This window comes from Methanoregula sp. (assembly GCF_049686655.1).
Lineage (GTDB): Archaea > Halobacteriota > Methanomicrobia > Methanomicrobiales > Methanospirillaceae > Methanoregula.
Genome location: NZ_JBAVIG010000052.1, coordinates 19,292 through 33,061, shown reverse-complemented (window position 1 = coordinate 33,061; position 13,770 = coordinate 19,292). Strand labels below are relative to the sequence as shown.

The 13,770-nt window shown below is 59.9% G+C and carries 12 protein-coding genes; 7 read left to right on the top strand and 5 right to left on the bottom strand.

Annotated features, from left to right (window positions below):
- Positions 1-43 precede the first annotated feature (43 nt).
- From WBL42_RS06825 to WBL42_RS06795, 7 genes are all read left to right on the top strand, one after another.
- Positions 44-1,192: an aldo/keto reductase gene (locus tag WBL42_RS06825; RefSeq protein WP_424720524.1), complete on the top strand. Its 1,149-nt coding sequence runs from the start codon at positions 44-46 to the stop codon at positions 1,190-1,192.
- Between the two features lie 128 nt (positions 1,193-1,320).
- Positions 1,321-2,463 carry a metallophosphoesterase family protein gene (locus WBL42_RS06820; protein WP_424720523.1) on the top strand — a complete coding sequence of 381 codons (1,143 nt, stop codon included), beginning with the start codon at positions 1,321-1,323 and terminating at the stop codon, positions 2,461-2,463.
- A 307-nt stretch (positions 2,464-2,770) separates the two neighbouring features.
- Complete coding sequence (locus tag WBL42_RS06815; RefSeq protein ID WP_424720522.1) at positions 2,771-5,209, top strand: AAA family ATPase; 2,439 nt, start codon at positions 2,771-2,773, stop codon at positions 5,207-5,209.
- Complete coding sequence (locus WBL42_RS06810; RefSeq protein ID WP_424720521.1) at positions 5,209-6,237, top strand: DNA double-strand break repair nuclease NurA; 1,029 nt, start codon at positions 5,209-5,211, stop codon at positions 6,235-6,237. The genes WBL42_RS06815 and WBL42_RS06810 overlap by 1 nt, the downstream gene beginning before the upstream one ends.
- Positions 6,215-7,834 carry an ATP-binding protein gene (locus tag WBL42_RS06805; protein WP_424720520.1) on the top strand — a complete coding sequence of 540 codons (1,620 nt, stop codon included), beginning with the start codon at positions 6,215-6,217 and terminating at the stop codon, positions 7,832-7,834. Before WBL42_RS06810 ends, WBL42_RS06805 begins: the two co-directional genes overlap by 23 nt.
- A gap of 401 nt (positions 7,835-8,235) precedes the next feature.
- Positions 8,236-8,424 (top strand): hypothetical protein, encoded by a 189-nt coding sequence (locus tag WBL42_RS06800; protein WP_424720519.1) that lies wholly within the window; start codon positions 8,236-8,238, stop codon positions 8,422-8,424.
- Between the two features lie 190 nt (positions 8,425-8,614).
- Positions 8,615-8,995, top strand: a complete 381-nt coding sequence (locus WBL42_RS06795; RefSeq protein ID WP_424720518.1) for a hypothetical protein — start codon at positions 8,615-8,617, stop codon at positions 8,993-8,995.
- Positions 8,996-9,016: 21 nt separating this feature from the next.
- On the opposite strand, the gene WBL42_RS06790 is transcribed toward WBL42_RS06795, so the two are convergent.
- The 5 genes from WBL42_RS06790 to WBL42_RS06770 all read right to left on the bottom strand — a co-directional run bounded on the left by WBL42_RS06790 (position 9,017) and on the right by WBL42_RS06770 (position 13,753).
- Complete coding sequence (locus WBL42_RS06790) at positions 9,017-9,766, bottom strand: sensor histidine kinase (protein ID WP_424720517.1); 750 nt, start codon at positions 9,764-9,766, stop codon at positions 9,017-9,019.
- Positions 9,697-10,902, bottom strand: coding sequence for a response regulator (locus tag WBL42_RS06785; protein WP_424720516.1), 1,206 nt, complete (start codon positions 10,900-10,902; stop codon positions 9,697-9,699). Before WBL42_RS06785 ends, WBL42_RS06790 begins: the two co-directional genes overlap by 70 nt.
- A 94-nt stretch (positions 10,903-10,996) precedes the next feature.
- A complete protein-coding gene (fdhF, locus tag WBL42_RS06780) occupies positions 10,997-13,048 on the bottom strand; it encodes a formate dehydrogenase subunit alpha (RefSeq protein WP_424720515.1) in 2,052 nt (683 codons plus the stop codon).
- Between the two features lie 163 nt (positions 13,049-13,211).
- Positions 13,212-13,469: a hypothetical protein gene (locus WBL42_RS06775; RefSeq protein ID WP_424720514.1), complete on the bottom strand. Its 258-nt coding sequence runs from the start codon at positions 13,467-13,469 to the stop codon at positions 13,212-13,214.
- A gap of 32 nt (positions 13,470-13,501) precedes the next feature.
- Positions 13,502-13,753 (bottom strand): hypothetical protein, encoded by a 252-nt coding sequence (locus tag WBL42_RS06770; RefSeq protein ID WP_424720513.1) that lies wholly within the window; start codon positions 13,751-13,753, stop codon positions 13,502-13,504.
- Positions 13,754-13,770 lie beyond the last annotated feature (17 nt).

Here is a 13,770-nt window from a genome sequence, read left to right as displayed (position 1 = left end):
CCCCATCACCTTTATCCCCCATCGCACCCCTACCCGGAACTAAGTGAGAACAACCATGCTCTACCGGAAAATGAACGACAAGGACCTCTCCATCCTCGGCTTCGGCTGCATGCGCCTGCCGGTGACGGCGGACGGAAACATCGACGAGCCCCTCGCAACGAAGATGCTCCGGTACGCCATCGACCACGGCGTGAATTATATCGATACGGCCTGGCCCTACCATGCCGGGGAGAGCGAGCCCTTTGTCGGCCGGGCACTTGCCGGCGGGTATCGCGGGAAAGTGCACATCGCAACCAAGCTCCCCAGCTGGCTGATCACGTCCCGCAAGGACATGGACAAGTACCTCAATGAACAACTTACAAGGCTGAAAACCGATCACATTGATTTTTACCTGGTGCACGGGCTCAACGCGGGGTTCTGGGAGAACCTCTCGGGTCTTGGCATCACGGACTTCCTCAACGATGCGATTGCCGACGGCCGGATCCGCCATGCCGGGTTCTCGTTCCACGATAACGTGCCGGTGTTCAAGAAAATCGTGGACGCGTACGACTGGACATTTACCCAGATCCAGTACAATTTCATGGACGAGCACTACCAGGCGGGGACGGAAGGGCTGCACTATGCGGCGAAGAAAGGGCTCGGGGTCGTTGTCATGGAGCCGATCCGCGGCGGCCTGCTGGGCCGGGATATCGCGGGAGTGCGGGAGATCTGGCAGACGGCAAAAACCAAGCGCACCCCTGCCGAATGGGCGCTCCGCTGGGTCTGGAACCACCCGGAAGTGACGGTCGTGCTCTCGGGCATGTCGGCGATGGAGCAGGTCAAGGAGAATGTCGCTCTCGCAGAGTCAGGGCATGCGGGTTCGCTCACGAAAGCGGAACTCTCCCTGTACGGGAAGGTGAAAAAAGAACTGGAACAGCGGGTCATGATCCCCTGCACCAACTGCGGGTACTGCATGCCCTGCCCGAATGGCGTGAACATCCCGATCTGCTTCGAGGAGTTCAACAAGGGGAATATTTACGATGCGAAAGAGCAGGCCGCGGGTCATTACCAGATGCTCTGCGGAGGGTTCTTCGACAACCAGCCCCACTTTGCCTCACTCTGCAAGGAATGCGGGGAATGCGAGGAGAAATGTCCCCAGGGCCTCCCGATCCAGTCGCACCTGAAAAAAGTTGCGGGATATTTCGGGAAATAATACCGGGAACCAGAGTGATATGCCGGGCAGGCTGATCTTCTGGGAATTGTTACCCAAAAAATACCCACTCATTTTCACCCTCTCCCCCTTCCGCTTATATCCCATAAAACTCCATTAAGAATTATACGATGAACCTCATCCACATCGCCGACACCCACCTGGGCCTCGCAGCGTTCTCCCGGTTAGACCCCGAGTCCGGCATGAATCTCCGCGAAAAACAAATCTACGAGAACTTTCTCAAAACGATAGATGAGATCATAAAACAAACGCCAGACGCCCTTATCCACGCCGGCGATCTTTTCGACACGGTGAAACCCAAAACCAAAGCCTACACGACCGTTCTCGAAGCCCTCGAACGTCTCCACGCCGCCGAAATCCCACTCATAATAATCGCCGGCAACCACAGCATGGTTAAAACACGGTACACAACGAGTCCATACGAAGTCCTGACATACCACAAATCCGCAATCAAGGCCGCCTACAAATTCCGGTACGAGCAGGTAGAAATCGGAGACACCGTCTTCCACCTCATCCCCAACATGCTGAGACCGGAAGACTACCGCACGGCCTACGACCAGATAGAACTCAGCCCAGATCACAACAACGTCCTCGTGACCCACGGCCTCGCAACCCAGCTCAAAGACAAACGCCTCGCCACCGTCGCGGAACACGAGCTGGACGGGACAATCCTCTCGGACCGGTTCGATTACATCGCGCTCGGCCACTACCACCGCCAGTGCCAGGTCACGGACAATGCCTGGTACTCGGGCTCCACGGAGTTCCTGACGTACGGGGAGATCGCGGACGCGAAAGGGGGCCTCATCGTGGACCTGGGCCGGCGCGGTGTCCGGCACCTGGAACTCCCGAAGACGCCGATGGCGGACTGTGGGACGATCAAATGCGGGGGGATGCACCCCGGGGATGTGACGGCCGAGATCATCGCCCGGGTGGAGAAGGCCGGCCTCCCGCGGTACGCGATGGCGCAGGTGACGCTCGACGGGCTCGCCCGGGAGCACGGGAAGGGGATCGATACGAAGGAACTCGCCGGGGTCCGCGAGCAGCTCCTCGACCTGAAGATCCGGGTGAGGACGGAGGCTGAGGAAAGCCCGGTCCCGCTCCAGCAGGACATCCGGCTGATCGATTACCTGCAGGAGTTCGACGCCTTCATCGGGAAGAAGGGGCTCTCCGAAAAGCAGCGGGCATATATTGCAGAGTGCGGGACCGAGGTTCTCAAAACCGTGATGGACGAGCACCGGGAGACGGCGGAATGATCATGAACCGGAATTTAAAGAGTGATTGTGATCGGTTCACCGGATATTCTCTCCTTTGCAGGGATCACCCGGAATTATCTGACGCTCCAGGGGCTTCGCCCCGCCGCTGTGGCGCCCCGTTTGCGATGACGTTGTGTTACCTGTACACAAAAAACGAGGTAACATTTCCGGTAATACAGCCTCATCACAACCGGGGGATGCCCACGCGGCGGGGGCAGAGCCCCCAGGAGCGTCAAACCCTACTGACTAAAAGAGCAGGGAGCATCGGTTCAGCGAACAGCGGGATAATGGCACCAGGAGCCCTCCCATGATCCTCGACCGGCTCGTCCTCAAAAACTTCAAGCGGTTCCGGGACGAGGAGATCTGCTTCAAGGACGGCATCACCGGCATCCTCGGGAACAACGGCACGGGGAAGTCCTCTATCGTCCAGGCGATCTTCTTTGCCCTGTACGGCGTGCAGGCGACCGGGATCGCCGCCGACTACATCGTCTCCTCGTTCGCGGGACCGAAAGAGAAGTGCGAGGTGAGGCTTGAGTTCCGGATCGGCGGGGACAACTTCGCAGTCCTCCGCACATTTAAGAAGGGAAAGACAGCTACCCACGAGGCGAGTTTCTATAAAGACGGAAAGGAACGGGCGCATGGTGTCAGCGATGTGGAAGCGGAGGTGAAGCGTACGCTCGGGATGGGGCCGGTGGACTTCCGAAATACGATCTACGCTGGCCAGAAAGACCTCCTCACCCTGCTCGACAACACCCCGGCGAAACGTAAGGAGTGGTTCCTCCGGGCGCTCGGGATCGATTACCTGAACACCGAGAGCCAGAAGATCTTAAAAGAGCGGATCGATGTGAAGACCGGCGAGCTCCAGCGGAAGGAGGGCGAACTCTCCGCGATGGCAGGCCGGCAGAGCGAAGAGGAGTTTGCCCGGCTCCAAGCATCGGTCGCCGGGTTCCATGCCACGATCGCGGAGCATGAGAAGGCCCGCGACCTCCTCACGAACAGGCGGAAAGAGTATGATGCCGGGCTGAAACTTCTTGCGGAGAAGAAGACCGCCTTTGCCCGGCTCCAGCAGCAGGAGCAGACCTTCCGCAGCGAACGGGACAAAGATACAGCACAGGCCCGGAAGCTCGAAGCCGCCATCGCACTCGTGAGGGACGAGGAGGCCGAGTTCAATAAGATCAAAGACGTTGCCGGTTCCTACGAGGAGATGCGCCAGCGGCTGGACGGGCTCCGGGAGAAGCGGGCCGAGTACCTCCGGCTGAACGCGGAGCTCGGGTTCGCCACCAGGGAGCTCGCCGATCTCGCGGCCCGGGCCGGGAAGCAGAAGGCGAAGATCAAAGAGTTCGAAGCGGACGTGCGGATGAAGGCGGAGCTCGTGGCGAAAATCCGGGCGGGCCTCGGGACCCAGCAGGAGATCGCCGAGGACCGGCTCGAACAGGCCGCCAGCTTCCGGCTCGCCGAGATCAATAAACGGGACGGCACTCTTTCCACACAGCTGGAGCGGTATAAGGAAGAGCGGAAGAAGATCCTCGTAGACCAGAAGACGATCCATGCCGCCGGGGCCGACGGGGTCTGCCCACTCTGCCGGCAGAAGCTCGGGGACCACTTCGGGAACCTCGATGCGGAGTTCAACACCAAACTGCAGGAGCTCGCGGACAAAGCGGTCGCGGACCTGGAGCGGCAGGAGAAACTCGGGAAGGAGAAGGCAGGGATCGAGGTCCTGAAGCCCTCGCTCGACGCGGTCCGCTCCCTCACGGAGAAACTCCGGCAGCAGCCGGTGTACGAGGCCGAACTCACCGAGCTCGAAGGGAAACAGAAGAAGAAGGTGCAGGAGCAAAAAGCAATCGAAGAGTCCCTTGGCAGGCTCGATTACAAAGACGAGGTCTACCAGGCCTGCGAACAGGAGACCACCGCGATCCAGAAGGTCCAGATGCGGGCGATCGAGCTTGAGAAGAAGATCGGGCAGGGGCTGATGGCACAGCAGCACCTCGCCGAGCTCACTGCGAAGATCGCGGGCCGGGACGCCGAGCTGAAGAGACTCGCGGACGAGATCAGGGCGGCGGCGTTCAATCCCGATGACGTCACGAAACTCGAACGGGCAGTATCCGAAACCGACGCGTCCCTCCGGAACGAGGAGGTCGCGATTGCCCATGCAACAAAGGACCTCAGGTTCACTGAAGAGAAGATCGCGGACCACAAGCGGGCCGCAGAGCAGATCGCACTCCTGAAGGAGCATGTGCAGGCACAGAAGGACGAGATCGAGCTCCTGAAGCTGACCCGGGCCGTCATCGCCGAGTACGTCGTCTACCTCATGCAGGTAGTCCGGTCCCGGATCGAGGGCGAGGTGAGCCGGATCATCAGCGAGATCACGGGCGGAAGGTACGAGCAGGTGCTCCTGGACGAGGACTTCAACCTTGTGATCCGGGACGCGGATGACGACTACCCGATCGACCGGTTCAGCGGCGGCGAGCAGGACGACATCGCGGTTGCCCTGAGAATCGCCCTCTCGCGGTACCTCGCCGAGCTCCACCATGTCCACGAGAGCACGTTCCTGATCTTCGACGAGATCTTCGGCAGCCAGGACGAGGAGCGGAGGGCAAACCTCCTCACCACCCTCAGGACGCAGGAGTCCCGGTTCCCGCAGATCCTCCTCATCTCCCATATCCCGGAGATGCAGGGAGAGTTCGCAAACACGCTCATCGTCGAGATGGGCACGGACCAGGCGAGCCGTATCCGGGAGGTGGAGTGATGGACACCCGCAGCTCGTACGAGGAGTCTGTGCAGAAAGCGCTTCAGCGGATCGCCGCCCATGTCCCGGAAGACCTGGTGGCAAAATTCGCGGGAGAAAGCAGGATCGTCCGGGACGATATCCGCCCTATACCCTCCGGTCCTTCCGGCATCGTGAGCGCAGTCGATGGGTCAAACGCGATGGTCCTCGAAGGGGGGAGTGTTGCCATTGCCGCAATCAGGGCAGCCCGGACAACATTCGCGGGAAACGAACGCGCCGGCCGGTCCGTCACGCCCCTCACGCTCGTCACCATCGGCCCCGGCCACCGGAACCAGGACTTCGACGAGCTGTTCCGGGAGTGCTTCGGCAGCCCGCCAAAGAAGGGGCTCGACAACAGCGACCCCGAGCGGGCCTCCGCGATCCTCCGCGACACGCTGGAGTACTGGGTCGCCCTCAGGACCGCGGCCACCCTGCCGCCGGGAGCGCTCCTGCTGATCGACGGGGCGCTCCGGGTCTCCAGCCAGAACCACGAGCCGGTCATGGAAGAGATCATCCGGACCGCACAGGAACGGGGGATTCTCCTTGCGGCCGTGGCAAAGCGGACCCGGGCCACGTGGGGGGGCGGCCACCCGCTCCTCCCCGCGCTCGGCGGCCTCGTTGAGCAGCTCGGCATCGCCGGCCCCTGGTGGACCGCGATCGATGAACATATGCTCGACCACGCCGAGTACCGGCAGGGCAGGCATGGGAAGGTCTATGTGGCGTCGCTCCACCCGCAGGTGAGCAGGCCGCTGAAGATGGAGCTGCCAAAAGATACGGATGAACAGACGGCAGCGGCAACCATGCAGGCGCTCGCGGCCTGTGCCGGCGACGGCAGGGTCCCCGGGTACCCCTACCCGCTCCTCGACGCCCACCGCACGGTAGTTATCGGTGAACCTCTGGTGCTGCAGGTCCAGCAGGACATAAAAGCCGGCCTCCCGGAGCGGGGGATCCGGAACAGGAGATTTGAAGACCTCTTTGGTGATTTACATGGTGACTTTGAACGATATTGACACAACGGACACTACGAAATTCCGGCTGATCGGGAAGAGCGTGCTCTTCTACCGGTTCATCATCCCCCATGCGGCAAAACTCTTTGTCGGGGATATCCTGAAGATCACCGATACCGCCAAGGGGTATTCGTTCTATGCCAAGGTTAGCGACCTGGTCCACGAGTCCAACTTTGCCGACGAGCGCTGGGACACCCGCCCGTTCAGCGAGCACTTCTACGGCCTCGGCGAGGACGTCTTCCTCGGGGTCGAAGCGGTGCCGCTCGGCTTCGTTGACGAGCACGGGGTATTCCGGAAACCCCGCACCGTCCCGACCAAATTCTCTGAGGTGAAGATCCCGGAGACCGCGGACTTTGCGTTCCTCACGAAAGTCATGGGGGATATCGAGGTCGGCGTCATGCGGACCGGGCAGGGCGTGCTGAAGGATCTCGCCGTGAAGATCCCGAGCCGGGTCCTCCCCCAGCACATGGGCGTCTTCGCAACAACAGGGATGGGCAAGTCCAACTTCATGAAGACCTTCTGCGCCTCCTGCATGCAGATGCAGAAGTTCGGCCTCCTGGTGGTCGACCCCCACGGGGAGTACGTCAGGGGCGGGCAGTCGAGCACCGGGGAGCGGACCCTCGGCCTCGTCCACTACAGCGCAGGCAGGGACGGCCTCGCCGTCTTCACCATCAGCGAGAGCGACCGGAAGAAGTACTCGCTCAACAGCCTCTGGCTCGACTACGAGGACTTCCGGATGACTGACCTTGCCCTCCTCTACGATCTCTCCCAGGCACAATGGGACGTGGTCGAGACCCTTGGCGAATACAAGGGTACCGACGTGATCCGGTTCTTCATGGAAGCGAATGTCGATACGCTCCAGGACGAGGTCCGGGCGAACCGGTACACCGGGCCGTACCCGGAGATCGCAGGCAGACTCGGGGCGTTCCAGCCCGGCACCCTCGTCGTGATCCAGCGCAGGGTCAAAAACATCGTGCAGGGTAACCGGAAGTTCTTCCGGGAAACGGGCTCGTGCGTGCCGGAGATCCTCCGGTACCTGCACGACAACAAGGTGGTCCTCATCGACATCCCCCGCATGGGCGAGCGCAGCGAGCTCTTCGTCCTCTCGATGATCACCCGGCGGATCATGCAGGCCCACCGTGCATCGGCCGAGGAGTTCGGCATGGAAGCCGAACCAACGGAACAGAAGAAAGTGCTCATCACGATCGAGGAGGCCCAGAGGGTGCTGGGGGCCGGTGGTTCCTCCACCCAGATCTTCCGGGAGTGCGCCATGGAAGGGAGGAAGTTCGGGGTCGGGCTCTGCGTTGTGACCCAGCAGCCGAAGAACATAGACCAGAAAGTGCTCGCCCAGATCAGCACTTTCGTGGTGATGGGACTCGGCGACCGGGGCGATCGCGAGATCATCATGGGCAGCGCCAAGCAGGACCTCTCGAAGATGGAGATCGAGATCCAGACCCTTGACACCGGTGAGGCGATCATCTCCACGATCGGCATCCCCTTCCCGGTCAGCACCCGCATCCACCGGTACGAGGACTACATTGCCGGGCTCAACGCGGAGAAGAAGAGATCGATCAGCGACGGGCTCGAGGCGGGGTTCTGATCGTTTTCCCGGGCATCCCCGCTCCCCGTCCCGGCTTTGCACGTAAACCCTGTTCTGCACCTGAAATCCATGACGTGCACCCTGGCATCCTGCCGGCACCACAGGAACGAAATAATCAGGATGTAGTAAAAAAGAGAATTGTGGAAACCCTGTTTATTAATGGGGTAATTCATGAAACAGAGGAAAATGGCATCTCACCGGACTTCCTGCGCACAGGTCCCGGCGATTCCCCTTAAAGATTATACCCGTGATGACCGGGCTCGCGAGTGGGAAAGAATATCTTTTTCAACCGGACTATCCATAAGCGTATCTGGTAGCTTGTCCCTTGAGCTTCTTTGTCCCGTGAGATTCTTACCCGGTGAAAGTTCCAGGCTGCCACAGATTCATAGGGAGGAACTGACATGAGTAAAGTAGTAGCGGCCATATTACTGGTCTTAATCGGACTTGCCCTGGTAGTTGGCGGGGCTATGAGTCTCGGTACGCTGTATGTAACGGGTATTTGTCTTATAATTGCCGGGGTATTAATGATTATACTGGCAATTAAAATGGCAATGGCAATGAAATGTGAAACAAAAGCCCCAACCAAGTAATCTTTTTTTTAAGGTACGTTGCGTCACGCACCACCCGGTATATCCGGTAAAAGTCATCGTTTACTTCGGGGGAACTGTTTTGCACCCTGGAGTACAGGGTCTGCACCCGACACCGGGTGAACAGAGAACTCCGTGCATGAAGACCCCGTTCCGGAACATTTTACTCCATGACCGTCACATACCGGAAGTTATGAGACGATTCGTACCCCACCTCGTCATCCTCGCATGCATCGTTGCTGCGATCCTCACCACCGGCTGCACCTCGTCATCCTCGTCCACCCTGCCAAAGGCCACGACTACGACTCCTGGGCCGGTGATGACGACCCCGGTGGTCCCGGTCTTCACTACCCCGGGATTTGCCGGTGCTGCAGGAGATGTAAGCCCGCCTGCCACATTCCGGGAACCCGCAAATTCCACCGGGGATGCACCCGTGAGTATGCACAATGCATGCCCGGCGATCCAGCCGTTCCGGTGTCCTGACGGTTACTGTGCCCATACTTCAGCGGAGTGCCCGATGGACGCCCGGGTCGGGAACTGCTCGGATGGCACCATCAATTGCCCGCGAACCTGACGTACTGATTCCACGCCGTTATTATTCGCCTGTACGGAGACGGTACCTGCTGTCTGGCACCATTATCTCGAAGCGCGCTCCTTTACCGGGTTTGCCGGTCTCGCGGATCGTGATGCCGGTGATGGTAAGGATTTCGCGGACAAGAAAGAGCTCGGAACCGGAATCCTGGCCTTCCCGTTTCTCGAAGATCTTCTCTTTCATACCGGAGGGGATCCCGATCCCGTCATCCTCGCATGTGAGGATGAACCCGGTATCCACGGCTTTTCCGGAAAACCGGATCGTTGTCACGTTCTTACCGTGGCGGATTGCGTTGTCCAGGAGGGTATAGATGACCTTCTCGAAGAGCGGGTCGGCATACACCTCGATCCCGGCAAGAGATGTCGTGATCCGGGTCCCTGAATACCCGAACGCCGGGCTCACGCGGTCGAGGATCTCCTCCACGGCAAGCCAGACCGGCTCCCGCACCCCGACCTCTTCGTATACGATGCTGAATTCGATCTGGTGCATAATCAGGCCGGCGAGATCCCTGACCTGGATGAGGAGCTCATCCCGCTTTGCCTTGTCCCGGGTGTCCAGGACCATGTCTACAGTCCCGGAAAGCCCGGTGAAGATGTTGAGAAGATTATGCCGGGTAATAGTATTCATCAGGTTCATTTTTTTGTTCGCAAGCTCGATCGCCTGCTCGGTGCGTTTCCGTCCTGTTATGTCCCTGGCAATTGCAATAACGATCTTCTTTCCCGAGAGCGAAAAGCTATGCAGGTTGACTTCCACGGGAAAGACAGAACCGTCTTTCCTCCGTGCTCCGCAGAGAATGTAGAGGTCCCGTCCCTTTCGACGATCTCCCCGATCCGGGCCATGTTTTTCCGGTGCTCTCCGGAGACGATGTCGTTTACGGTCATCCGCAGGAGTTCGTCCCGGCTGTAGCCGAGCATGCTGCACATGGTACCGTTAACCTCGATGAACGTGCCGGGGGATCCGTCCGCCAGGATCCCGTGGATATAGATCTCATCGTTTGCATTGTTGAAGACCCCGCGGAACTTCTCTTCGCTCTCGTGGACCTCACGCTCGCGCAGCGCGATCTCGTTATACTGGCCCCTGAGCTCTTCTTCCTGGGCAGTCATCTGCTCGTAGGCAGATCTCAGCTCCGACTCGGCGAGTTTCTGCCGGGTAATGTCCCGCATAGTGTGGACAATGCCGGTAAGGTTCCCGGACCCGTCGAGGACCGGGTCGGCAGTCACGTCGAACCACCGGTTGCCCATCGGTATCTCCGCGTACTCACGCTTATGGGACGCCATCATCGATACGACCGGGCATTCGGCAATATGGGTGGATGTCCCGTGCATCACCTCCCAGCAGACATGGCCGGTAAGGTCTTCACCGGTTTTTACGCGGGCGATCTCCATCATAGTATGGTTGCACCGGATAATCTTTTGATGCGGATCAAGGAGGCAGATGCCATCGCTTGTAGCCGCAAACGTGGTCTCCCAGTCACGGGCTGCATTCCGGAGAGCCGCCTCCGCGTTCCTGCGCCCGACAGCCTGCCGGATCTTGTGTGCGAGCTCAGTGAACTGCGATACCGGTTCCCCGCCTTTCTGGAGATAGAAATCAGCCCCCTCGTTTAAGGCCTGGATGACAATCTCTTCACGTCCCCGTCCGGTGAAGAGGATAAACGGGATGGTGTTTCCCGAAGCCCTGATAGTATTTAAAAATCCGATACCATCCATGCCAGGCATCTGGTAATCGGAGATGATGGCATCGTAATTATTTGTGTCCAGCAGAGTCAGTGCGGCCGGGGCGGATGCAGTTACGTCAACAGTGAACTCTCCGCTCTGCTCAAGGAAGAGTTTGCCGACCTCGAGCAGGTCTGGTTCATCATCCACGTAGAGAATGCGATACGTTGGATCCACAGCCTGATCGTTCGGTATTGTCCGAGAGTTATAATATATCTTGCCTTCCCCGGTCCTGGTAATTATTGTTTCACCGTGTGGATTTCTTAAGGATTTATCCCGGTACCTTCTCAACCTTCACCGCACATGCCTTGAACTCCGGGATCCGGCAGAACGGGTCGAGGACGGGGTTTGTCAGGAGGTTTACCGCAGTCTTCCCGAAGTGGATGGGCATGAAGACCACGCCGGGACGGGTGACGGCCGTTACCTTTGCTGGCATTTCCACGCTCCCGCGCCGGGAGCTGACCCGTACCACGTCGCCATCACGGACCCCGGCCGCCCGTGCATCATCCGGGTGCAGCTCGAGCCAGGCCGCAGGGCATTCCCGCTCAAGCGTCGGGGACCGGTGCGTCATCGAACCCCAGTGCCAGTGCCAGATCGCCCTCCCGTTGTTGAGGAAAAACGGGTACTCCGCGTCGGGTACTTCCCGGGGCGGGATATACGGGATCGGGGTAAAAATCCCTTTTCCATCCGGCGTATTAAACCGCTCCCGGTGCAGGATCGGGGTGCCGGGGTGATCGGCTGAGGGGCAGGGCCACTGGAGGGCCTCAGGCCGGTCGAGCCGCACATAGTCCATGCCGGCATACTGCGGTGTGACGCGGGCGATCTCCCGGAAGATCGCTGCTGTATCCGTATAGGAGAACTGCTCCGCAAACCCGAGCCGGGCTGCGATCTCGCAGAGGACCTGCCAGTCGGGCTTTGCCCCGCCCACCGGCTCCTGTGCCTTCCGCACCCGCTGGACCCGGCGCTCGGCCGAGGTCTGGGTGCCGTCGCGTTCCCCGAAACCGGCCACCGGCAGAACCACGTCCGCGAGTGCTGCTGTCTCCGAGAGGAAGATGTCCTGCACAACAAGGAAATCGAGGTGCGAGAGCGCCTCAGCGGTCTGGTGGCAGTCGGGGTCCGCAAGCACCGGGTTCTCGCCCATCACGTACATTGAGCGGATCGCCCCGTTGTCCGCCCCGAGCTCAGCGATCATCTCCGTGTGGGTCAGCCCCGGGCTCTCCGCCACCGCACAGCCCCACGCGGCTTCGAACCTCTTCCGCACCGCCGGGTCGGCCAGCTGCTGGTACCCGGGGAGGACGTCCGGCAGGCAGCCCATGTCGCAGGCGCCCTGCACATTGTTCTGGCCCCGTAGGGGGTTCACCCCGCCGCCCGGGTTGCCGATGTTGCCGGTCAGCATCTGGAGGTTTGCACACGACCGGACATTGTCCACCCCGGTGGTGTGCTGGGTGATCCCCATGGCAAAGAGGAGCGAGCAGGACGGGGACTGAGCGACCCACGATGCGGCCGTGGCAATATCCTCCGGCTTCACCCCGCAGGTCTTCGCCGCATTATCGAGGCTGTACCAGTCCTGCATCACCTCGTCCTTCATCGCCGAAAAGCCCGAGGTCCGGGCCGCGATAAACTCCTCATCCTCCCATCCCTGCCGGAGGATTTCCTGCATCATCGCGTTCAGGAGCGCCACATCGGTCCCGGGCAGGAGAGGCAGGTGGAGGTCCGCCTGCTTCACTAACGGAGTCCTGCGGGGATCGGCTACGACCAGCTTCGCCCCCTTCTGCCGGGCCAGGATCACGCGCCGGGCGATGAGCGGGTGGTTCTCAAGCGTGTTGCTGCCGATCACGAAGATGCATGCCGACTCCTCAATATCGGCAAACGAGTTGGTCATCGCACCCGAGCCAAAGACCATCGCAAGGCCGGTCACTGATGACGAGTGGCAGAGCCGGGCGCAGTTGTCCACGTGCGGGGTTCTGAGCACGGTGCGGGCAAACTTCTGGAAGAGGTAATTGTCCTCGTTCGTGGCCCGTGAGGAGGAGAGGCAGGCCGTGGTGCCGGGCGCAGCGGACCGGAACTTCTCCGCCACAAGGTCGAGAGCCTCGTCCCAACTCGCAGGGACGAGCTCTCCGTTCTTCCGTACCAGCGGGGTCGTGAGCCGGTCCGGGTGGTTGATGAACTCGTGGGCATGGGCTCCTTTTGGGCAGAGTTTCCCCTCGTTCACCGGGCTCCGGTGCCAGGGCGCCACGTCTACGATGCGGTGGTCCTTCACTACGAGGTTCAGGCCGCAGCCGGTGGCGCAGTAGGGACAGGTGGTCGGGACATAATGGAACACGCGGGGATCCTCCGGGGATTCAGGAGAGGTCTTGTACCATGATCATATAATCCTGATGAAGTGTTCCGTCCCGCAAGGACCGGGACACAGCCGGGGCTCATGACGGGGCGAAGGAGTGTTTCCGCCGTGGGATATGGCGGGGAACCCGGGCACGGGAGAGGAGTTACGGCTCTTTTTCAGGAGGCCCGGACTCCTCCTGCCTCTTCCCGAGGAAGAACGTGACAGCGCCAGACAGGAAGATGATGCCGAGACCAACAACGATAAGCGTGAAGTCCTGCCCTTTTTTTGCGGTCTGCGCGGCCATGACATCGGGCGGGGCATACATGGAAGTCATCTGGACGAGGGAGAGAAAAACCGTGAGAAGAAGGCCGAGGAGACCTACAGCGAAAAAAGCCATCGAGATATTCTTCCAGGTGACCATAATATTAATTTGTGAATATCCGATATAAATATTTAAGGCTTAGACTTTTTCCGCCTCCGTCCGATGAAGAACCTGGCAAGGCCTGCCAGGAAAATAATGGCAAGACCAACGGCGACAAGCGTGAAGTCCTGCCCGTGTCCCACCGTCATCATACCTGGCGGGGCATATGTAGCAGTTATCCCAGGTGGGGCATACGCAACATTCATCCGGACGAGGGGGTAAAAAAGAGAAATGAGAGGACCTGATACGAAAAAAGAGAGCGGGATCTCCTTCCGGTTCACCATATTTTTAATATAAAATC

What these genes read in the sequence shown, in the direction of transcription:
- WBL42_RS06805 (WP_424720520.1), top strand. Translation starts at nt 6,215, where the DNA reads ATGGTGACTTTGAACGATATTGACACAACGGACACTACGAAATTCCGG.
- WBL42_RS06795 (WP_424720518.1), top strand. Translation starts at nt 8,615, where the DNA reads ATGAGACGATTCGTACCCCACCTCGTCATCCTCGCATGCATCGTTGCT.
- WBL42_RS06770 (WP_424720513.1), bottom strand. Translation starts at nt 13,753, where the DNA reads ATGGTGAACCGGAAGGAGATCCCGCTCTCTTTTTTCGTATCAGGTCCT.
- WBL42_RS06810 (WP_424720521.1), top strand. Translation starts at nt 5,209, where the DNA reads ATGGACACCCGCAGCTCGTACGAGGAGTCTGTGCAGAAAGCGCTTCAG.
- WBL42_RS06775 (WP_424720514.1), bottom strand. Translation starts at nt 13,469, where the DNA reads ATGGTCACCTGGAAGAATATCTCGATGGCTTTTTTCGCTGTAGGTCTC.
- WBL42_RS06820 (WP_424720523.1), top strand. Translation starts at nt 1,321, where the DNA reads ATGAACCTCATCCACATCGCCGACACCCACCTGGGCCTCGCAGCGTTC.
- WBL42_RS06800 (WP_424720519.1), top strand. Translation starts at nt 8,236, where the DNA reads ATGAGTAAAGTAGTAGCGGCCATATTACTGGTCTTAATCGGACTTGCC.
- WBL42_RS06815 (WP_424720522.1), top strand. Translation starts at nt 2,771, where the DNA reads ATGATCCTCGACCGGCTCGTCCTCAAAAACTTCAAGCGGTTCCGGGAC.